We start from the raw sequence: 20,293 nt of genomic DNA on the forward strand, positions 1-20,293 counted from the left end.
GGACCCTGTCCTCTCTGCACCAGCAAGGTCGCCCAACGAAGCCGTTGTGCCCAGAGCAAACGACCCTTTCCAGCCGCTCAGCGCTCAAATTCCGCTACCCATGTGCAGACCTTCTGCTAATCCGGGAGGCCTCGATCAACCTTTACCGTTTACAGCCCCTGCAAGGAATGCCCAAATTCCGCTGGAAGCCATCATTCGGTGGCGACGATCGCTTCTATGGCCGCATGGCCCGAGTTATCGGTGAGTCAGAGCAGTTGGCCTTCGCCCGGGACCTTGCTGGACTTGTAGCGAGAGTAAAGTGCAGTCGAGCGGGCGCGGAGTTCTCCTCTCGTCTGTGCTAAACTGCGAATGCGCTCGCTGATCGTTCACCTTGGCGTTTAAGCTCCCACTTGCTGACCACCGCCGTCGCGATGGCATTGCCCAGTACGTTCGTGGCGGTGCGGCCCATGTCCATGAAGTGATCGACGGCAAGGATGAAGGCGATCCCTTCCACCGGCAGATCGAACTGCCCTAGCGTCGCCGCCACGACGACCAGCGACGCGCGCGGTACGGCGGCGATGCCCTTGCTTGTCACCATCAGCACCAGCAGGATCGTGATCTGCGTCATGATCGGAAGATCGATACCGTAAGCCTGCGCGATGAACAGCGTGGCGAAAGTGGCGTACATCATCGACCCGTCTAGGTTGAAGCTGTACCCCAGCGGCAGGATGAAGCTGTAGATGCGTCGGGGTACGCCGAACCGGTCAAGCTGCTCCAACATCTTCGGGTAGGCGGCCTCTGACGACGCGGTGGAGAAGGCCAGCAGCACCGGTTCGCGCACATGGCGCAGCAGCACGAATATCTGCCGCCCCAGAAACAGGCTCCCCGCGCAGATCAGCAGCAGCCATAGCGAACCCAGCGCGAGGTAGAACGATCCGACAAGCCTGCCGAACGTGGCCAGCACGCCGATCCCTTCGGTGGTCACCGCCGCTGCCAAGGCGCCGAATACGGCGAGCGGGGCCATTCGCATGACATAGCCGGTGACGGTCAGCATCATCTTCACCATCGCTTCGATCAGCGTGACGATGGGTTTGCCGTCCTCTCCGATCGCGGTAAGCGCTACGCCTACGAAGATCGAGAAGACCACGATCTGCAGGATCGAGTTCTCCGCCATCGCCTCCACCATGGACGTGGGGAAAACGTGCAGCACGAAGGCGCGGAAGTTCAGTGCCTGCGCATCAACCGCAGCCGCGCCGCCCGTGCGGACCAGATGCAGCCCTTCGCCCGGAGCCAGCAGGTTCACCAGAACAAGGCCCAGCGCCAGCGACAGGAGGCTGGCCGTCAGGAACCACGCCATTGCCCGCCCGCCTATGCGGCCCAGCGCTGTGCTGTCGCCCATATGTGCCATGCCTGCCACTAACGTGGAGAACACCAGCGGGGCGATGATCATCTTGATCAGATGCAGGAATACATCGGCAAGAAGGTGGAAGTAGCCCGCGACCTCCTTCGCCGTTTCGGGCATGTCGCCGACAAGCTGGTTTGCGGAAAATCCCGCGCAGACGCCGGAAACCATCCCGGCGACGATGAAAGTCGTCAGGCGACGTGACATAGGCAATTCTCTTCGGAAGAGGGGTGTTTAGAACCCCAAAAAAAGACCCGATTCCGCCGGAGTGGGCGGAACCGGGGTCAGGATGGGTCCGGTCAGTTCTTTGCGGCAGGGGCCTTGCGGTAATCCAGCGAAGGCGCCTTATCGCCGAGCAGCGAATGGTAGACGAAGTCCGCACCGCGCCGTTCGTCCAATTCCTTCTTCGCGGCGGCTAGCGTTTCAGGGCTTTGGAACAACTGGGCGGCAGTCAGGGCCAGAGTCTTGCTAGCAACTTCGGCGCCCTTGGTGCCGACGCTGGTGCCACTGGCGGCAACGGCCTGCCAGCTATGCGGCGGCGTGCCGGGCACCCAGGTGCCAGTCGAAAGGCCCGCGGTGGGCGTGGTGTAGCTGACGTCGCCGACATCGGTGGAGGCCGACATGATTTCGCCGCTGGAATAGGGTGCGACGCCCGATGCCTGCTTGCGGCCACCCTTGGGCAGCGTGGTGGCGATCTTGTCGATGAACGCCTGTTCCTCAGCCGTGTATGTGGGCAGCGGAACCTGCTTCAGGTTGTCGTACATCATGTGTCCCAGCGTATCGTTGGGCAACAGATCGAAGGTGCCGCCGATCTGGTCGTATTCCACGGTGGTGCCCGTGCCCAGCGCGGCGCCTTCAGCGGCCTTCCGCACGCGCTCCATGATATCGGCGACCTGCTGCTGGTCGGGGTGACGCACGTAGTAATAGACCTCTGCCGTATCCGGCACGACGTTGGGCGCTTTGCCGCCATCGGTGATGACGTAGTGAATGCGCGTTTCCTGCGGAACGTGTTCGCGCATCATGTTGACCATGTTGTCCATCGCCTCCACCCCATCGAGAGCGGAGCGACCACGCTCGGGCGCAGCGGCGGCGTGAGAGGCGAGGCCGTGGAAGCGAAACTTGGCGCTGACGTTGGCAAGGGCATGGCCCTGCATCGCGCTATAGCCGTCACCTGCGTGCCAGTGCAGCATGGCCGAGACGTCCTTGGTCAGACCCGAACGCACGAGGAAAACCTTGCCCGAACCGCCTTCTTCGGCGGGCGCGCCATAGACGCGCAACTCGCCCTTGATGCCGTGAGCGACCATCCAGTTCTTGGTGGCGATGGCCGCAGCCACCGAAGCCGCCCCGAACAGATTGTGGCCACAGGCATGACCGGCGATACCGTCGATCACGTGACGTTCCGGCCCTGCCGCCTGGGCAAGCCCCGGAAGAGCGTCGTATTCGGCCAAGATGCCGATGACCGGGCCGTCGCCGTACTTGTAGCTGGCGATGAAGGCGGTCGGCATTCCGGCGACACCGGCAGTCACCTTGAAGCCCGCAGCCTTCAGGTCCTTTTGCAACAGACCGGCGCTTTTCGTTTCCTGAAACCCGACTTCGGCCCAGGACCATATCTGCAACGCATTGCGCGCCATCGCGGGCGATCCGCGGTCGACTTCGGCAAGGATCGCCTTGCGGTCGGCGTCGGCCAGCGGTTCTGCCAGCGCGGGAGTGGCCGCCAGAAGTGCGGAAAGAGAAAGCAAGGCGGTACGAAGACGGGTTTTCATCGGGCTATATCCTCGTCGAAAGGGCACATCAAAGGAGTGCCTGCGCGGATCTCAAGGCGATTCGCGCAGGCAGTCAGGGGATCAACGCTTGCCGAAAGACATGCGCAGCTGGGCACCGAACACGCGCGGCTCGTTGTAGACGAGCGTGGTCGATGTCACCGAAGGCGTAACGACGCCACCGGCAGCAGCATAAGTCACGTCGAAGACGTTGCGCACGAAGAATCCCAGGTCGATGCCACGATCTTCAATGTTGTTGAAGTCCAGCTTCAGGTTGACGGTGTCGTAAGCCTTCTGGATGCCGTTGGTGTCCAGCGGGCGCTCCACGTACCAGACCTTGGTGCTGTGGAACCAGTTGGCGTTGAACACCATCTCGGCAAAGTTGCCCAGATAGGTTGCATAACGAGCGCCGCCGCCGATGGTCCACTTGGGCGTGTACGAGAACTTGTTGTTCACCGGGTTGTTGCCCAGCAGCGGGATGAAGGCCGTCGGCGCATCGTACTCGTCGTACTTGGCGTCGGTGTAGGCGCCGAAGCCGGACAGCGTGAAGCCGCTGGTCGGCGTGATCGAGAAGTCGAACTCGGTGCCCTTGATCGTCGCCTTGGCGGCATTGATGATCAGGCTTGCGGGGTCGTTGGCGGGGTTGCCGTCACCATCGAAGTCCGCGCCGGGGAAGATCGAGCGCTGGATGTTGTTATACTTGCTGGTGTAGGCCGCGATGTTGAAGCGACCCTTCACGCCGCCCAGTTCCCAGCTGCTCTTGATGCCCGCTTCGTAGTCGGTGACCTTTTCCGGCTGGAACGTCTCGAAACCGTCGAAGTAGGGCGACATGCCGCTCTGGTTGAACCCTGCCGAGCGGTAGCCGCGACGGTTGGTGATGTAGAGGAACAGGTCGTCATTGACCTTGTAGTCGAAGCCCAGCGTCCAGGTCGGGGCCTTGGAGCTTTCCGAACCGGTCTTGCCACCGCGCGTGGCGCAGGCGTCAGGGCCGATGCGATCCGCCGTGTCCAATGCCGCGACCGAGCAGCCGCTGGACTTGTCCCAGGTGTAGCGGAAGCCGCCGTTGAAGCGCAGACCTTCCACGAAACCGCCGAAGGCATAGCCGATCTGGCCGAACAGCGCCTTGCTGGTGGAGGTGTTGTAGTTTTCGTTGAAGGTGAAAGTGCGGCCCGGAATTACGGCGGAGTAAGTGGCGCTGCCGTTCACGCCGGTCGGGTCGCTCTTGAGGTAGAAGGCGCCCACGATCCAGTCCAGACGATCGTTCAGCAGCGATCCGAGGATCTGGAACTCGTTGGAAAGCTGTTCGACGTCGGTGCTGGAAACACCGTCATAGAGGCGCAGATATGTGCCATCCATGTCGCGGGCCGCTGCAACCTTGCTGCGGCGATAGCCGAAGATGTTCTTGAAGGTGACGTCACCCACTTCCAGTTCGGTGGTGTTGGCCACGCCCCAGAACGTGCGGTGCGAATAGGGAACGATGCTGGTGCTGACGTCGCGAACGCCTGCAGCCTGCTGTTCTGCAAATGCGATGTCGATGTCGCAACCGGCCACGCCGCAATCGAAGTACGGACGGTTCGCAGCCGTACGCGCAGTGCCGCCGCCGCTGACGGCAGGGTTCGGGTAGACGCCGTTGAGCACGGTGCCGGTGCCGTTTTCACGAGCGCGATACCAGTCGAACACGGTGGTGTTCTTCAGCCCGTCGACCGGCTCCAGCAGCAGCGAGGCGCGGAAGGCGTCGTTGTGGCGATCGTCAAGGTCGCCGCCGAGGCCGTGGTTCTTGGTGTAACCGTCACGGCGCGCGATCTGGCCTGCAACGCGCAGCGCTACGTGATCGTCTACGATCGGCAGGTTCACCGCGCCTTCAAAGGTCGTCTCGTTGTAGGAACCAAGCGTGATCTGGCCGTAGCCTGCAAGGTCGTAATCGGGCGCGACGGGGTACAGCAGCAGCGCGCCGCCCGTGGTGTTGCGGCCGAACAGGGTGCCCTGCGGACCCTTCAGCACCTGGATCGAGCTGATGTCGAACGTCGGCACGATGCTGCCCTCGTTCGGCAGCGGCACGTCGGCAAAGTACGTCACGACCGAAGGAGCCGACGCGCCTGCCGTCGCACGGCGCTGGCCGCGAATGACGATGGAGGGGGTATCGCGCGAGGTCTGCGGAGCGACGTTCAGGCCCGGCGTCGTGTACGTGAGGTCCTGCGTGCTGACGACGGCCTTTTCGCGCAGCATCTCGGAGTTGAACGCGGTCACCGAGACGGGGACGGTCTGGGCGCTTTCCTCACGGCGGCGTGCGGTGACGACGATATCGCCGCCGGGCTGGTCGAGCGATTGAGCCTGCGCTTCCGACTGGGCGTTGGCAGGCGTGGCGATGGCGAGAACGGTGGACGCGAGAAGCAGGGCCGACAGGCTGCGACAGGTCATTTTTTGTTACCCCATGTTTATGTCGACCTGTCCCTGATTTGCAGGCCGATACGAGCAAGACGCAGCCGATCGCGGATCATTCGCTTTGTATGAAAAAATATTCCGGGTGACGGCGATGGGGCGCGGCGGCTAAGGAAGCCGGGCATTCGACACGGAAGGCCGGACTCATTTTCTCGTTGCGCAGGACATCGCCGAACAGGCAGGAGCAGGCTCGTACCCACGCTCCGGACTTGTCTTCGCATGTGCCTGCCTTGCGCCGGTACATCGCCAAGCGCGCGCAGCCGGTGGATGTGGACGATCTGGTGCAGGACGTGCTGGTGCGCATGCATGTGCGCGGGCAGGCCGATCCCATCGCCAACGTGGAAGGCTATCTGTTTCAGGTCGCCGCCAGCGTTCTGACGGACCGCGCCCGCCGCGATACCGTGCGCCATCGCGGTGCCCATCACGAATTGACCGAAGCCTTCCATCCCATCGATGAACTGACGCCCGAGCGCGTGTTGCGCGGGCGTGAGGATGTGGACCGGCTGGCCAACGCGCTTGAGGAAATGCCCGAGATGACGCGCGATGCTTTCGTGCTCCATCGGTTCGAGGAAATGTCCTACGACGCGATCGGGGAGCATCTGGGCATCTCGACCAGCGCAGTGGGGCGCCACATCATGAAGGCCGTGCGCTTTCTGGCGGCGAGGGATCTGCCATGACCAAGGCGATAGACCCCCGGCCTTTCGACGCGCATGCGCTGGAAAAGATCGATTCCCCCGAAGCGACGGCTGCGGCCTATTTCAGTATCTTCCGTTCGCCCCGCGCGACGGAGCGGGATTACGAAGACTTCGAAAGCTGGCACGCCCGTGACGAGGCGAACCGTATCGCGTGGGCCAGCGTGGAGCGGGCGTGGGAAGGCTCTGCCGCGATGCGCACCGAGGCGCGCATTCTGGAAATCCGTGAGCGTGCACTGGCCAACCGCCGTGGCCGCAAGGCGTGGGTACGCCCTGCGATGGCGGCCTGTCTGGCGCTGGCGATGATGGGCGGCGTGGTGGCTGTTCAGCGGCACCGCGAAGCCTCTGCCCCGGTGGCGCAGGTGGTTGCCGACAGCCGTGTGATCTCAACCGGCGTAGGGCAGCAGAGCACGTTCCGCATGGCGGACGGCTCCGTGATCACCGCCAATACCGCCACCGCGCTGACCGTGGCGGAAAGCGATACGCGCCGCAGCACCACGATCCGCGAAGGCGAGGCATTCTTCGAAGTTGCCAAAAACCCGCGCAAGCCGTTCACGGTAATGGCAGGCGGAGTGATGGTGACGGCACTGGGCACCCAGTTCGCAGTGCGCTCGGTCGGGGGCAGGGTGGACGTAACGCTGGCCGAAGGGCACGTCCGCGTCGACATGCCCGCAGCCGATGGCCGCGCGGCGCAGTCCACGGTGTTACAGCCCGGACAGGAACTGGTCTGGAACGGTCGCAGCTATCGCACCGCCGCGGTGGAAGTGGAACGTCGGCTTGCATGGCGCAGCGGCGTCATCGATTTCGATCGCGTGCCGCTGGCGCAGGCCGTGGCGGAGATCAATCGCTACAGTCCGCAGGAGATCATCGTCTCCAGCCCGGCGATCGCCAGCCACCCCATCAGCGGCACTTTCCGCATCGGCGTGACGCGCGGTTTCCTTCAAAGTCTAGAACTGGCAGGGGTCGCGCGCGTGGAGAACGAAAGCGCTACCCGCGCGGAGCTTGTCGCGCCGTAAACGGCTTTCAGTCGAAATTGTAGCGAATGCGCAGCCCGATCGTGCGCGGCGGCCCCGGAATGATCGTCGCGGCTGTATAGGCCGGGTTCAGCGTACCGCCGCCGCTGGCGTAGAATCGGTTCGTCAGATTGCGCCCCCAAAGCTCGAAATCGACCGGAATTCCGCCGGGTCTGCGCCAGGTCACGCCGGCGCCTAATAGGCCGTAGGCGGATTGGCGGGCAAAGGCTTCGGTGGTTCGCTCGGCCAGGCGGACGCTGCTGACGTAGGCATAATCGGCGCTTATCCGAAGGCTACCTAGGGCATGCGGCAGCATCATCTCGTGCGACAGCGCCAGCGACCCGCTGAAGGACGGCGTGTAGGTAAACCGGTTGCGCAATGGATCGCTACCCAAAAGCGCCGTCAGAGCAGCAGGCGCATCGATCCGGGTGTAGCGCGGATCGATCCACGATCCTGTCAGTGTCAGACGAGTCCGTGCCCCCAGGTCGAATGAAAAATCACCGTCTAAGCCCAAGATCCGGGCATTGGCGCTATTGATGTAAAGCGTCAGCGGATCGGTCGCCAGATCGTCGTCGCCATCGAAATTGACGTCGGGAAACAGTGCGCGCTGCACGTCGTCATAAAGGCCTATGTAGCCCGCGACAGCATAGGAGCCGCTGATCCCGGCAAAGGTGAGACGCCCTTTCGCCCCCAGCTCGAAGTCGGTCAGCGTTTCCGGTTTGAAGGTCTGGAAACCCGCCAGCGTCCCACCCAGTGCAGGGGTATTGTAGCCACCGGAACGAAAAGCGCGGCGACTGGTGAGGTAGACGCTATGGTCCCCAAACTTGCGGGTCAGGGCCAAAGTCCAGGTCATTCGCCCCGACTGTGCCTGCGCGCTGGTGCCTCCTGCATCAAGGCATTCCCGTTCGGATAGCGGCGCGACGGTGGCGGATCGCAAGGCGCAGCCACTGCTCCGCTCTCCCGTATAGCGCAGCCCCACATCGGCGGTGGTATGCGCCGCTATCGGCATGGTGATCTGCCCGAAAATGGCAGCGCTGCGGAACGTCTGGTAACTGACCGCGTGCGACGGAGGGTTGTCTGGCCAGGTCAGGCGGGAGACGGTTTGGACCACCGGCCCGTCTGGCGCGCTCTCCAGATAGAAGGCTCCAGCAATGTAGCGCAATTTCCCGGTGTGCCCCTGAACCTGTAACTCCTCGGTCCATTGCCGCAATTGCGCGGAACTAACGGAATCATTGATCGAGAGCGGCGTCCCGTCGCCGTCGAGGGCATAACGCGTTCGGGTGCTGCGAATTCCGATGATGTTGCGGATCAGAAAATCGCCGTCGCCATATTCCGTCACGTTGCCGATGCCGCGAAACCGGCGCTGAAACGCAGGCGCGACGCTGGATTGAGACGTGCGCTGCCCCAGTGTTTTCTGCAGATCGAGGTAGCTGTCGATATCGCATGCCCCTCCCCCGCAATCGAAGTAGGGCGCGTTCTGCGCATTGCGAACGCTGCCGCCGCCGTAAACGCCGGCCAGGATCAGCGCAGCGCCCATCTCGTTGGCGTTCAGTAGATCGAACATTGTCGTCGAGCGCAACTGCCCTCCAGGGTCGAAGCGCAACACGGCGCGCATCGCGTCGCTGTGGATCGTATCAGTCCGTTCACCGAAACGCAGCCGCGTATAGCCATTTCGCCGCGCTCGCTGGCCAGAAATGCGCAAGGACAGACTTTGCGAGACGGAGCTTTCAGTCGCGCCCTCCAGCCGGTTTAGCCCGTAGTTTCCAGCCTCCCCTTCGATATAGGACGGCACGCCGGAACCAGGCTGAACCGACTTCAGCAGTACCGCTCCACTGGTTGCATTGCGGCCGAAAAGGGTGCCTTGCGGTCCTCGAAGGACTTCTGCCGATGCCATGTCGAACAAGGGCGACAGGGCAGCCTGATTGGGCAGGGGCGCTTCGTCCTGATAGACGACCAGCGGCAGGCGGTTCTCGTCGCTGATCGATCGGCGTTGGCCGCGCATCACCAGAAGCGGGGTGGCGCTGCTGGTCTGTCCGGTGGCAACGAAGCCGGGAGTGATCCGCGCCAGATCAGCCAGCGTCCGTACCGCGCCCTGTGCCAGCGCCGTTTTGTCGAGGTGAGTGGCCAGCAGCGGCACATCCAGATCGCGCTCCGGACGGCGACGTGCGGAAATGACGATTTCTGGTGCCATTTCGACCGGGGGCGAGGATATCCGCAGCGGTTTGCGCATACCCGGCTGGGCTTTGACGATCAGGTAGACGCCGGGGGCCACGACGCGGACAGTTAGCCCCATGCCTTTGATCATCTGGGCGAGCGCTTCGGCTGCCGGAATCTGGCCATGTACGGCGTGCGTGCGCCGCCGTTCTGCTCCCGGTGCACTCAGTAGGATTTCGATTCCCGCTTGCCGCCCCAGTATGGCGATCGCGCGGGACAACGGCTGCGCTGGGACATTCAGCTCAGGCGCTTGCGTTCGCGCGCTGATCCCTGACGAAGTAAGAACTGCGGCCGCACTGATGGCTTTCGCTACGCAAGCACGCAAACCGATGTCTTCCCGGCGATCAAATTATGGAACTTCCCTGTTAGCGCGAAGCTATCGGGTTTGCTGCCTTGCTTCAAGGTAAAGCCAATGCCGCAGGGAAAAAGCACTTTGGTTTTAACCGACTTTGTGCATTAGCTCTTGCCCGCTTTTCGCAACAAGGTGAACGCCGAGCGCCGTAATTGATGCTACCTGCGGCTTGCGATGCCGCTCACCGTCGGTCATCATCGCCCAGATCATGTGAGCAGGCCGATCAGCACCAAGGTCGTGGACCAGATGCCCGGCCCGAAAGTGTTCGCTCTCAGAGTCACGACCACCACCACGCCTGCCAGCAGCCAGGTTTTCCAGACTCCGAAGGCGGGCGTGCCGAAGGTTGGCACTTCGCTTGCGGCACACTGGATGCCGATCCGCATCAACGACAGCGCGATCATCAAAACCACCAATCCGGTAATTAGCAATGGCAGGGCAAGGCGGATGCGCCCCACGAACAGGCTGAGGAAGGCATCCAGGCCGCCGACCAGCGCCGCCCTCACCAGGCCCGCTATCACCTGCGGGCCCTGTCCCGCTACGATCAGGATCATCACCGGATGTAGCTGAAGCAGGTGCTGTGAACGAGCGACAGCCGCGCGCCGATCGCGGCCAAGCACAGGCCCAGCATCTGCAACAGCGTGGCGATGCCAGCGAGCAGCATGGCCGTCTGGATCAGGTAGACCATCTGCGGTGCTTCGCCCGATTTGAACCCGAACCCAGCGGCGCCGGCGATGATGATGCCGGGCATGATGTTGCTGACGAGCATCGCCAGCACAGCTGGATGCCCAGCGACACGGCGGTGACACACGCGGGAAGCCTGTACGGATCGCGCACCCGCAGGCCGGCGGGTCTCGGATGCGACCCTAGTTCACGCCCTGCGCCGTGCAGCGACGTGGCCATCAGGGCGTCGCGGCGGCGTAGCGGTCCCAGTTGCCCAGCAGTTCGTCGACCACCACTGAGCCTACGGTGTAGAGGTTCTCCACCGAAGCCTCCAGCCCGGCATACCCTTCGTTCTCGCGCAGCAGGTAGGTTGCGGCGTCGACATCCGGCGGGGGCATCGTGAAGTTGGAACCGGCACGCACCACCAGTACGCGGTCGCGGTCGGCGCGACCGATGTTGTCGAGGTAGGTCACCGCCTGCATCACGCCGGTGTCCTCCATCGCGGAGGTCACGAACTCGCCCTTGCCCTCGCTCCAGTAGCGGACCCAGTCGTTGGCCCAGTCGGTCAGCTTCTCGCCGTGCCAAAAGGTCATCGCCGAAAGCGTGTCACCCTCCAGTACGAAGGGCGGCTCTTGCGCACGGGGATAATCGGTGAACTTCGCGCGTTCCGCTGCGATGGCAGGGCTGTCGGGCAGCTCGACGTTCTTCGTGAGGTCGAAGGCCCATTTTTCAAGGCTGGGGTTTATCCGGTAGACTTCGCCGCTCGACGTGTCGGGCGTGCCCTTCATGTCGTTGGGCCCTCTGGTGTTGCGCGCGAAATATCCGGTCTTCCAGTCGGCGGGAATTTCCCGCGCGTCGATCTCGTGCGCCAGGTCCCCGTCGACGACGTAGCGCGCCCAGGCCACCGATCCGATCGACGCGTCTTCGGGGTCGATCCCGGCAATGCCCGCCACCAGCCAGTAGGACTTGTCTAAGGCGAACCGCTGGTCGAGGCCAAGGGCCATGATTGCGGCGGTGGACCGGGCCGTACCGACGCCCGTCACCATGCCCAGTACCTGCGTCTCGGGATTGTACCACAGATCGTGGAAGCCCTGCGGAAAGGGAATGCGCTGGGTCAGCCCGCGACGGGTCTTCCACAGCTGGAACTCTCCGGCAACGTCGCCTTCGTCCTGTCCGATCTCGAACAGGGACACGACGACGACCTTGACCGGCAACGGGTGAGCGCAGGCTGCCCCCGGATCGCAATCGGCCACAGAAGGGGCGGGCACCGGATCGGCAGCCGATGCCGCCACGGGCGTGAGCGCGCAAGCGGACACGAGGGTGCCCGCCAGAATTGTCGCGAGCGTCGGAAAGTGCATGGGATAACCTCTCATGATTGCGGGGCGCGAGGGGCCGCGCCCCGGTGCGTCTGTCAGAACTTGTAGGTGACCGAGCCCTGGAAGCTGCGTGGCAGCTCCGGCAGCACGATGGTTGCACCGAAGATGTCGGGGAAGTTGGCCCGGAAATACTTCTCGTTCGTGGCGTTCTTGACCACGGCGCGCAGCAGCCACGGGCCGGTTTCGTAGGACACCGAAAGGTCGACCTTGGTGTAACCCGGCAGCTTGATCGACTGGAACTGGCCGGAGTAGGTCGAGTCCACCTTCACCACGCTGGCGGCCAGTGCCAGCCCCATGTCGAAGGCGTAGGTGCCGGTCAGCGAGTAGAGATCGGTCGGGATGCCCGCGCGGCGCGACTTGCTGCCGGTGATCGGGTAGAGGCCCTGCAACTGCCCCCCGAACCACAGCGACTGGTCGGTGACGTTGACGAGATCGCCCGCGCCGAAGAAGCCGAACAGCGAACCGTTGGTGTCGGCGGTGATGTTGCGGACCTTCGTGCGGGTGTAGGCACCCGTCAGCAGCAGGTGATCGTTGACGGACCAGCGCGCCTCGGCCTCGAGCCCCCGGGTCTTGACCGCCTGGTTCACCGTAATCGACTGGCGGTTGTAGTCGGTGCGTTCCTGCTGGTAGACCGACACCGCCGCGTAAAGACGATCATCCAGGAACGATCCCTTGACGCCCGCTTCCTTCAGCTTCGTGGCCGAGATGAAGGTCTTGTCCCGGATCGCCTCGGCATAGACTTCGGCCCCCTGCCCGACAATCATAGTCGATTGGCGCGATATCGTGACATAGGGGATGATGCCGAAGGGCAGCTTGTACGAAGCACTGGCCGTCCACGACCATGCTCCATCGCTGCCGCTGGCCGAAGTGGCGCCAAGGCCCGCTACCGTTTCCGGAAGCATGTAGGCGGTCAGATAACGCGATTTCGCCTTGATGTGATCGTAGCGTCCGCCCGCCGTGATATCAAGGCCGAAGGCGAAATCGAGATCGACGAGCGCCGCGATAGACGTGTCGGTATAGTCGCCCTTCACATAGTTCGAATAGCCGCAGTCCGCCTCGGCGCCGGGCTTGCTGAAGTCGCAACGCGTGGCCAGCAGGCGTGACGACGCCGGGGTGTAGCCCTGCGTGAGGTCGACGCGGTTGAAGTATTCGAACGTGAAGTCGTCCGCATGTTCGAAATTGGTGTAGCGGATCGAGGGCGACACCTGAATCGAGAACTTGCCGGCGTCGGTCTGCAGATCGTACTGGGCGACGATTTTGTTTTCGAACACATAGGAATCATGGAATTGAGAGAACCCGTAGGCGTTCTCGTTCATGTTCTCGTAGCTGTCGTAGAACGCCTGGTTCTTGATCGAGAACGGGCCATCGTCCTTGAAGATGAGGTCGGCGTAAAGCGTGGTCGCCTTGTTGTGCAGGCCGTCGTCACGCCCGGTCAGCGTCTTCTTTCGGCTCAGCTTGGTGGTGCCGGTATTTTCCAGCGCAAGCTCGGGATAGGCGCTGGTCAGGCAGGCATCGGTGAACGAGGCGGGCGAAACGCCGCCGCCACCGCAGCCGAACGTGCCGAACACCGCAAGGCTGCCCACCTGGTTGCGGATCTCCCCTGCCGACATGTAGCCATCGCCGTTGCTGTCGAGAGACTGCGCGTTGCCCGTGATGTAGGTGCCGTTGTCGACCAGCGCCTGAGTCAGCCGGTTCCAACCGCCGTTCTGGACGCCCTTGTAGTTCTGGTACATGCCACCGAACTCAAGCCGCAGGCTGGGCGTGATGTCGGTGTCGAACGAGGCCTGCAGCACGTCGTTGCGAGTGGATACGTGGTCGTAATAGCTGCCGGAATCCTCGATTTCGGCAAAGACGCTGTAGCCGAACTCCTGCGTGCCGATCCGGCCTGGGCCGCGGATCTCGGCCTTGAGGTTGTTCTTCGACCAGCTGCCACCGGTATAGGTGATCTCGCCCTCGGGAGAGGACAGGTACGATCCGCCTTGCGCGCGTGCGGACTTCGGCACGAAGTTCATGTAGCCGCCGGTCTTGGACGGGCCGAAGATCGGCGAGGACGGGCCGCGCACGATGTCGATGCGTTCCGAAGCGCCGATCGGTGTGGGGTAGTTGCCCGGATTGTCCAGACGGCGCATACCTCGGTAGTAGACCTCGCCCGGAGTGCCGCGAATGTCCAGCGCGCCGCCGACGCCGAAGAAGGAGTTGGTGAACGTGCCGGGCGCCTGCGCGACAAGGTCGTAGATGTCGGTGATGCCGAAGCGCTCCATCTGCTCGGCACTGATCGAGGATGCGGAGCGGGGCGTTTCCACCAGCGTCTTGTCGAACCCGAACACGGTACCGACGTTCTCGATCGGAAGTGCACCCAGCGAGCCGGTGACGACGATTTCCTTGCCTTCCTCGGGTGTCTCTTCAGCGGCTACCTGCGCTAGGGCCGGCGTGGAAAGCGCGGTGCAGCAAAGCAGTGCGCCTGCAGCCATGACCGACCGGCGCGCGGTGAAACGGATCATTTCCCTCATGATTGTACCCCCTTGTTCCGGCGGAAGCGGCCCTGTCCGTTCCGCCGTGTGCTGTTGTGTCCCCCTTCCCGGCATCCTCTTTCAGTCTGTTCGGTGCACCGTTGCTTGACGGTCGCATCCACGGATCGCAGCGGGAAACTCAGTTCCCCCCTGCGCCCTGCTTGCTCCTGAACCGGTCCAGCGATTGCTCGAACCGGGTGAAGTTGGTTTCGAGACGCGCCTGCAGGCGGGCCTTCTCGTTTCTGGCAAGGAACGCCTTGCAGGCGCCAGCGGCGAAGTCCGTGGCGCACGGGGTCACTGGCTGGCCATGGCGGCGGCCTGCCCACAGGCTCTCGCCCGGAGCGAAGGCATATTCCAGGCTGTTGCGCGCCAGTTCCTTGAGATCGGTGTAATGCAGACCCTGCTGCTGCACGGCGCGGACATGTTCGTTGGTCATGTCCGAACGCAGGATGCCCTCGTCGTCGGTGGAGAGCATGACCGGCACGCCCATCGAGCGGTACAGATGCAGCGGGTGCACCCCGCCCTCAACTCCCAAGATCACCGCATTGCTGGTGAGGTTGATCTCCACCGCCACCCCTTCGCGCGCCATGCGGGCGAGGGTTTCGGGCGCGTCGAGTTCATACGCGATGCCCACACCGTGGCCGATGCGCCGGGCGCCTGCGGCCACCGCCTTGCCGATGTGATCCTCAAGATCCCTGGGCGGCACCAGCCCGAGCGCCAGTTCGCCTGCGTGCATGGTGACCTTGACGCCGGGGTACTTCGCTTCGAGGAAACGGAACATCGCCATGTGCAGGTCGTAGTCGCGCAGGGCGACGGGATCGTCCTCGGGCATGACGATGTTGACGCCGACGTAGCGCGGGTCCTTGTCCGCCAGCACGAACCCGGCCAGCATCGATCGCCACGCCCCCTGCGGCGGCAGTCCGCGCATGGCCGAATAGAGATAGCGCATCGCCACCCCGCACCCCGGATCGGCGGCCTTCGTCCCGCAGCCAAGGCGCTGCTTCGCGGCGGCTTCCTCGGCGTCGACTTCGGCCATGGCCGGGGCGACCAGCGCCTGAGCCGCGGGCAGGTCGCGCCGGTAGGCGGCGGCAAGGCCCTGCTCGTCCAGCGGCGCATCGGGGGCAGACAGCATGAACGGCGTCGTGCCGTCCGGATTGTGCATCAATTCGACGTAGAGCAGGTTGTTGCGCGCCGCGCTGGCAAAAGCATCGGCAAGCCAGCGCGCGTCCTCTCCATCGGCGGCGGGGCCGAACTTGCGGAAGCTGGAGAAGAACTGGTTGTGTCCCGAGACCAGTGCCGGGCCGACGCCCTTCTGGAAGCCGCGCGTCGAAATCGCGTCGATCAGCTTTGCATACGTGAACGGATCCTTCTCGGCCATCGGGCCGATCCGGAGCTCGACAGGGCATGGGCCCGGCACGATGCGGGTGATACCGGCGTCGGCGCACATCCCTTTGGCAGCGGCGACTTTCAGAATATCCTCGGCATAGGCCGACCCGCCCAGGTGATTGTGCAGGTCGCCGCCCTTGGGCATCGCCTGCAGGAACACGCGCAGTCGACCGGCGTTGCCCGCAACTTCGTCCAGCATGGCGGACGCCGCCGCCTCGTCCGCATGGGCGGGGGGTGCCAGAAGGGGCAGCGTCGTCAGCAGCGTGGAAAGCAGGCGTTTCACTCGACAGGTGCCTTGGGGATCGCGTTCTCGTACTTGTCCCAGTGCTTCAGCAGTTCGTGGACGACAGGCGCGCCGACCAGATAGTTGGCCTCGAACGCGGCTTTCTGGCCCGCACCTTCGTTGGCGACGCTGTCCACGGCGGCAATGCCCGGCGGCGGCATCGAGGGGTTCGAGCCGGTGCGCAGCACCATCACCCGGTCGGGATCGACCAGACCCTGCTTGGCCGCGATCAGGATCGAGCCCTGCTGGATCTGGCTTTCCATGTTGGTCATCGCGAAGCGGCCCTTGCCGCCGGTCCATAGTTTTACCCAGTCGCGCGCCCACTGCGTCCGGCCGGGGCCATGCCAGTAGCGCATCCCGCCCAGCGTCTCGCCCAGCAGCACGAACGGCGGCTTCTGCGCGTTGGGCCAACCCTTCCAGCGGGCACGATCGGCCTGCAGTTCGGGCGAATCCGGGATCTTCACGTCCTTGCTGAGCCCATAGGCCCAGTAGGCCAGTCCCTGGTTCAGTTCCGCCGACATCGCCAGCTTGCGCGTGTCGGTGAAGCCGGCGAAGTCCTCGGTCGCCTTGGGCAGCATGTTGGGCCGGTCGGCGCCGATGGCGAACAGGCCGTAGGGCCAGTCCTTCGGCACCTCGCGGTCGTCGAACTCGCGCAGCTTGTCGGCATCGACCACCCAGCGCGACCAGGCCGCACTGCCCACCGAGGCCAGTTGCGGATCGACGCCGGAAATGCCGGTGAACAGCCAGTACGTCTTCGTGAAATCGAAGCGCGGGTCCATCAGCAGCGCGGTCAGCTGGTCGGAAACGCTGCCTATCATCGTGTCCGGGCTGCCCCAGACGATGCCGTAGAGGCCGTCCCTGTTGCGCAGGAGCGGGTGCAGCGCCCCCTTGACCGGGATCACCTCGTCGAGATGCTCGCGCTCGGCCCAGGCCTGGAACTCTCCGGGGGCGTCGCCCTTGTCCTCGCCCGGCTCGAAAGTGGCAACGACGATGACCTTGACCGGAATCGGCGTGACTTTGGGCAATTCCGGCAACGGCGGCTCTGCCGCCACGGCAGCGGGGGCCAGCATTCCCGCAACGGCGGCAAGCGCCAGCGCACGCAGGGAAGCCCGGAAGGGCCGGCCGGATCGAATCGCAGTCATGTCTAAGTCAAACCCCGAGAAAATGGGGGCGCGCCGGCACCGAACTTGGTGGTTCAACCCATGCCGGCGCGCCCTTTGCCGAAAGTGCGCCTCTGCCGGTACGCGACTGCCCGGAAGGGAGAGATCGAGCACCCGCTTCCGGCGGATCGCACCTTTCGGTATTGCTCACTGTGGTAAGACACAGGAGATGGTGCTAGCAAACGCAATGAATCCCACACTGCGTTGCAGAAATTAGAGCAGGTCAGATTTCACCATGCCCGCCTTTTCCCGTTTCCTGCGCTATTTCATGGTTGTCGGTCGCCACGGTTCGATCCGCAAGGCGGCGGACGAACTGAACGTGTCGGCCTCTGCCATCGCGCGCCAGATCCTCAACGTCGAGGCGGACATCGGCACCCCCCTGTTCGAGCGGCTGCCCACGGGCCTGCGCCTGACCGCTGCCGGAGAGGTCATGATGGCGGCGGGCAACCGCTGGCAGAAGAACATGCAGGACGTGCGCGCCCAGATAGAGGATCTGCGCGGGTTGAAACGCGGCCACGTAGATTTCGCCATCATCGACGCGCTGGCCAAGGGCTACATCCCCGCGACCATCCGCTCCATCCAGCAGCGCTATCCCGGCATAACCGTTGGCGTGAAGGTCCAGGCTAACGACGAAGTGCGCAAGGCGGTGGCCGAGGGCGAGGTCGACTTCGGCATCCTGTTCGAGCCGCATAGCTATCGCGACCTGACGGTGCGCGCCTTCGTCGAAGTGGCACTGGGCTTCGTCACCCCGCCCGGCCACCCGCTCGGCCACCAGCGCGAGGCGCGCTTTTCCGCCGCCACCGGCGAACCACTGATCGTGCCTTCCGACGGCCTTGCCATCAGCCAGCAGATCGCGGTGCTGGCCGGGGCAACCGGCATGGACATGAGCCGCATCGCCATTTCCGACAACATCCAGATGATCGCGTCGCTGGTGCAGGAAGGCGCAGGCGTGGCCATCCTTTCGTCGCTTGACGTCATCACCGAAGTGAAGCGCGGCCAAGTAGCGTTCACGCGCATTTCGGACGCGCTGCTTCGGCCGATGACACTGGCTCTATGCGTCAATACCGCGCGCACCCCGTCCTACGCCGCCAGCCTTGTCCTGTCCGAGATCGAGAACGGATTCGCGGGGCTGAGCTACGCGGAAGCGATGTTGTAGACCGCCACTGCAACCCAGGCTGGTCCACGCTGCATCTTACCCCTATTTCAAGGCAGCGTGCGCAGATGGGGCTTCGACAAAGTCCAACAAGGCTGCATAAGAATCGCCTGCAAGTCTCAGAAAATGCGCAAAGGTTGGCTCGGTCTTCATGCCGGCCCGCCGGGCGGCGATGATGGCATCGCGGAACGGCGCACCCCGCTTGGCCAGAAGTCGCCGCTCCACCTCGAAATGTCGTCAGCCGACCTGCGAATCCATCGGTACGGACGATCCGAACACCTCGAACGGAACACCGTGCGTGGAGAACGCGGCCACGACGGCGCGCTCGCCAATCATCCACTGATGCATCCTGAAGTCGGGCACGGCTCCGAAGCCATCCCCACTGCGCGCGCAAAGGTTTGCGCCTCGGGCGCGTGACACAGCACGTCCATGTCGCTGCCGGGTACGTCGATACCCAGCGGAAACCTCCCCCCGAACGCGCGGATAGAAGGCTGTCAGCACGACCAGCACTTCGCTCCGCTCCAGCGCGATCTGCCAGTGCGAACTCACACTCCTGCGTAGGCATCTAGCTTTTCCAGATGCCGTTCCACCACCTCGATGTGAAGGTGGAGATCGGTCACGGTGTCCTTTTGTACGCGCATTCGCCCATCACGTAAGTGCTGGCAATGGCACGCTCGTCCCCCAGAATCTGAAGAGTGAACAGCCGCGTGGCAAGGTCTGCGTTGACGGTGCGGCGTGCCATCAGCGACGTGGCGGCGCTGTCGAGCACCACGAAGTCAGCCTCCTGCCCTACCTCCAGCGCGCCCACGCGATCCTCGATATGAAGCAGGGCGGCGCTGCCTGCCGTCGCCAGATAAAGCGCGCGGAACGGGTCCAGCCGGTCTTCGCGCGCCAATGCTGCCTGATAGGCAAGGCCTGCCGTGCGCAACATGGAGAACGTCGTCCCTGCCCCCACGTCGGTGCCCAGCCCCAGCCGCAGGGCATGGCGCTGCGCCTGTCCGAAATCGAAATGCCCCGACCCCAGGAACAGGTTCGACGAAGGGCATACCGCCACCCCCGCGCCGCTCTGGTGCAGCCGCCTGCAGGCGCGGTCGGACAGGTGGACGCCGTGTGCGAAGACCGAGCGCGCCGTCACCAGCCCAAACCGGTCATAGACATCGAGATAATCCGCGCTGTCGGCAAAGCGCGTCGCGACTGCAGCGATTTCGTGCAAGTTCTCCGACAGATGCGTGTGCATCAGCACGTCCGGATGCTCTGCCAGCAGGGCGCCGGCATCCGCCAGCTGCGCATCGCTGGATGCGAGCGCGAAGCGCGGGGTCACGGCATAGCCCAGCCGCCCGCGCCTCTTCCAGCGGCGGATCAGCGCCTCCGTCCCGGCTCGGCCCGAAGCCACCGTGTCGTTCAGGCCATCCGGCCCGAGGTCCATCAGCACCTTGCCCGAAATGATCCGCATGTTGCGCGAAAGCGCCGCTTCGAACAGGGCATCGACCGACTGCTCGTGAACCGTCGGAAACACCAGCGCACTGGTGGTGCCGTTGCGCAGCAGTTCATCGAGGAAGAAGGGGGCAACATCGTCGGCATGGGCCTTGTCGACGAAGGCTTTCTCTGCCGGGAAGATGTGCCTGTCCAGCCAGTCGAGCAGCTGTTCGCCGTGCGATGCGATGCTGTCGGTCTGCGGGTAATGGACATGCGCGTCGATGAAGCCGGGCACTACCAGGCCGGGCAGCACTTCGGGTTCGGGAAAGCTGTCGGCCAGGTCCGCGTAGGCCCCGCGCGCGATGACGATGCCGTCCTCGACCGCCAGCAGCCCGTCGGATTCGTGGCGCACCGCGTCGGGGGAGTCGTGGGAAACGGAGAGCAGTTCGGCACGGTAGGTGCGGATCATCTTGCCCTCTCCGATCCCGGGAGAACCAC

Annotated in this window: 16 protein-coding genes; 3 read left to right on the forward strand and 13 right to left on the reverse strand. The window is 63.9% G+C overall.

Annotated elements, in window-relative coordinates; all coding sequences use genetic code 11:
• Nucleotides 1-337 precede the first annotated feature (337 nt).
• The 3 genes from GGR40_RS20705 to GGR40_RS20715 all read right to left on the reverse strand — a co-directional run bounded on the left by GGR40_RS20705 (nucleotide 338) and on the right by GGR40_RS20715 (nucleotide 5,559).
• Nucleotides 338-1,588: a dicarboxylate/amino acid:cation symporter gene (locus GGR40_RS20705; protein ID WP_429278150.1), complete on the reverse strand. Its 1,251-nt coding sequence runs from the start codon at nucleotides 1,586-1,588 to the stop codon at nucleotides 338-340.
• A 92-nt stretch (nucleotides 1,589-1,680) separates the two neighbouring features.
• The gene (locus GGR40_RS20710) at nucleotides 1,681-3,144 is read right to left on the reverse strand and encodes an amidohydrolase (protein ID WP_429278151.1); all 1,464 of its coding nucleotides are present in this window, start codon (nucleotides 3,142-3,144) and stop codon (nucleotides 1,681-1,683) included.
• 81 nt (nucleotides 3,145-3,225) lie between these two features.
• Nucleotides 3,226-5,559, reverse strand: coding sequence for a TonB-dependent receptor (locus tag GGR40_RS20715; protein WP_429278152.1), 2,334 nt, complete (start codon nucleotides 5,557-5,559; stop codon nucleotides 3,226-3,228).
• Between the two features lie 230 nt (nucleotides 5,560-5,789).
• On the opposite strand from GGR40_RS20715, the gene GGR40_RS20720 reads away from it, so the two are divergent.
• Both GGR40_RS20720 and GGR40_RS20725 read left to right on the forward strand, forming a co-directional pair.
• Nucleotides 5,790-6,257: an RNA polymerase sigma factor gene (locus GGR40_RS20720; protein ID WP_429278153.1), complete on the forward strand. Its 468-nt coding sequence runs from the start codon at nucleotides 5,790-5,792 to the stop codon at nucleotides 6,255-6,257.
• A complete protein-coding gene (locus GGR40_RS20725) occupies nucleotides 6,254-7,288 on the forward strand; it encodes a FecR family protein (RefSeq protein ID WP_429278154.1) in 1,035 nt (344 codons plus the stop codon). The genes GGR40_RS20720 and GGR40_RS20725 overlap by 4 nt, the downstream gene beginning before the upstream one ends.
• A 7-nt stretch (nucleotides 7,289-7,295) precedes the next feature.
• Here GGR40_RS20725 and GGR40_RS20730 read toward each other — a convergent pair whose 3' ends face one another.
• The 7 genes from GGR40_RS20730 to GGR40_RS20760 all read right to left on the reverse strand — a co-directional run bounded on the left by GGR40_RS20730 (nucleotide 7,296) and on the right by GGR40_RS20760 (nucleotide 17,208).
• Nucleotides 7,296-9,719, reverse strand: coding sequence for a TonB-dependent receptor (locus tag GGR40_RS20730; protein WP_429278155.1), 2,424 nt, complete (start codon nucleotides 9,717-9,719; stop codon nucleotides 7,296-7,298).
• Nucleotides 9,720-10,057: 338 nt separating this feature from the next.
• Nucleotides 10,058-10,402, reverse strand: coding sequence for a hypothetical protein (locus GGR40_RS20735; protein ID WP_429278156.1), 345 nt, complete (start codon nucleotides 10,400-10,402; stop codon nucleotides 10,058-10,060).
• Nucleotides 10,402-10,599 carry a hypothetical protein gene (locus tag GGR40_RS20740; RefSeq protein WP_429278157.1) on the reverse strand — a complete coding sequence of 66 codons (198 nt, stop codon included), beginning with the start codon at nucleotides 10,597-10,599 and terminating at the stop codon, nucleotides 10,402-10,404. Before GGR40_RS20740 ends, GGR40_RS20735 begins: the two co-directional genes overlap by 1 nt.
• A gap of 151 nt (nucleotides 10,600-10,750) precedes the next feature.
• Nucleotides 10,751-11,869 carry a purine nucleoside permease gene (locus tag GGR40_RS20745; RefSeq protein ID WP_429278158.1) on the reverse strand — a complete coding sequence of 373 codons (1,119 nt, stop codon included), beginning with the start codon at nucleotides 11,867-11,869 and terminating at the stop codon, nucleotides 10,751-10,753.
• A 53-nt stretch (nucleotides 11,870-11,922) separates the two neighbouring features.
• Nucleotides 11,923-14,388 carry a TonB-dependent siderophore receptor gene (locus GGR40_RS20750; protein ID WP_429278159.1) on the reverse strand — a complete coding sequence of 822 codons (2,466 nt, stop codon included), beginning with the start codon at nucleotides 14,386-14,388 and terminating at the stop codon, nucleotides 11,923-11,925.
• 148 nt (nucleotides 14,389-14,536) lie between these two features.
• Nucleotides 14,537-16,066 carry an adenosine deaminase family protein gene (locus GGR40_RS20755; RefSeq protein WP_429278160.1) on the reverse strand — a complete coding sequence of 510 codons (1,530 nt, stop codon included), beginning with the start codon at nucleotides 16,064-16,066 and terminating at the stop codon, nucleotides 14,537-14,539.
• The gene (locus tag GGR40_RS20760; RefSeq protein WP_429278161.1) at nucleotides 16,063-17,208 is read right to left on the reverse strand and encodes a purine nucleoside permease; all 1,146 of its coding nucleotides are present in this window, start codon (nucleotides 17,206-17,208) and stop codon (nucleotides 16,063-16,065) included. The genes GGR40_RS20755 and GGR40_RS20760 overlap by 4 nt, the downstream gene beginning before the upstream one ends.
• Before the next feature lie 253 nt (nucleotides 17,209-17,461).
• Between GGR40_RS20760 and GGR40_RS20765 the strand changes: the two genes are divergently transcribed.
• Nucleotides 17,462-18,382 (forward strand): LysR family transcriptional regulator, encoded by a 921-nt coding sequence (locus GGR40_RS20765; protein ID WP_429278162.1) that lies wholly within the window; start codon nucleotides 17,462-17,464, stop codon nucleotides 18,380-18,382.
• Between the two features lie 42 nt (nucleotides 18,383-18,424).
• Here the strand turns inward: GGR40_RS20765 and GGR40_RS20770 are convergent, their stop codons facing one another.
• The 3 genes from GGR40_RS20770 to guaD all read right to left on the reverse strand — a co-directional run bounded on the left by GGR40_RS20770 (nucleotide 18,425) and on the right by guaD (nucleotide 20,264).
• Nucleotides 18,425-18,604 (reverse strand): DUF4269 domain-containing protein, encoded by a 180-nt coding sequence (locus GGR40_RS20770; protein WP_429278163.1) that lies wholly within the window; start codon nucleotides 18,602-18,604, stop codon nucleotides 18,425-18,427.
• 12 nt (nucleotides 18,605-18,616) lie between these two features.
• Nucleotides 18,617-18,742, reverse strand: a complete 126-nt coding sequence (locus GGR40_RS20775) for a hypothetical protein (RefSeq protein ID WP_429278164.1) — start codon at nucleotides 18,740-18,742, stop codon at nucleotides 18,617-18,619.
• A 253-nt stretch (nucleotides 18,743-18,995) separates the two neighbouring features.
• Nucleotides 18,996-20,264 (reverse strand): guanine deaminase, encoded by a 1,269-nt coding sequence (gene guaD, locus GGR40_RS20780; protein ID WP_429278165.1) that lies wholly within the window; start codon nucleotides 20,262-20,264, stop codon nucleotides 18,996-18,998.
• Between the last annotated feature and the right edge of the window lie 29 nt (nucleotides 20,265-20,293).

Origin of the sequence: Novosphingobium gossypii (assembly GCF_050433305.1) — a bacterium.
In the GTDB taxonomy this organism is placed as follows: Bacteria; Pseudomonadota; Alphaproteobacteria; order Sphingomonadales; family Sphingomonadaceae; genus Novosphingobium; species Novosphingobium gossypii.

Excerpts from the sequence above, each read along its gene's own strand:
- GGR40_RS20705 (WP_429278150.1), bottom strand. The coding sequence starts at position 1,588 with ATGTCACGTCGCCTGACGACTTTCATCGTCGCCGGGATGGTTTCCGGC.
- GGR40_RS20710 (WP_429278151.1), bottom strand. The coding sequence starts at position 3,144 with ATGAAAACCCGTCTTCGTACCGCCTTGCTTTCTCTTTCCGCACTTCTG.
- GGR40_RS20715 (WP_429278152.1), bottom strand. The coding sequence starts at position 5,559 with ATGACCTGTCGCAGCCTGTCGGCCCTGCTTCTCGCGTCCACCGTTCTC.
- GGR40_RS20725 (WP_429278154.1), top strand. The coding sequence starts at position 6,254 with ATGACCAAGGCGATAGACCCCCGGCCTTTCGACGCGCATGCGCTGGAA.
- GGR40_RS20735 (WP_429278156.1), bottom strand. The coding sequence starts at position 10,402 with ATGATCCTGATCGTAGCGGGACAGGGCCCGCAGGTGATAGCGGGCCTG.
- GGR40_RS20740 (WP_429278157.1), bottom strand. The coding sequence starts at position 10,599 with ATGCCCGGCATCATCATCGCCGGCGCCGCTGGGTTCGGGTTCAAATCG.
- GGR40_RS20745 (WP_429278158.1), bottom strand. The coding sequence starts at position 11,869 with ATGCACTTTCCGACGCTCGCGACAATTCTGGCGGGCACCCTCGTGTCC.
- GGR40_RS20750 (WP_429278159.1), bottom strand. The coding sequence starts at position 14,388 with ATGATCCGTTTCACCGCGCGCCGGTCGGTCATGGCTGCAGGCGCACTG.
- GGR40_RS20760 (WP_429278161.1), bottom strand. The coding sequence starts at position 17,208 with ATGACTGCGATTCGATCCGGCCGGCCCTTCCGGGCTTCCCTGCGTGCG.
- GGR40_RS20765 (WP_429278162.1), top strand. The coding sequence starts at position 17,462 with ATGCCCGCCTTTTCCCGTTTCCTGCGCTATTTCATGGTTGTCGGTCGC.
- guaD (WP_429278165.1), bottom strand. The coding sequence starts at position 20,264 with ATGATCCGCACCTACCGTGCCGAACTGCTCTCCGTTTCCCACGACTCC.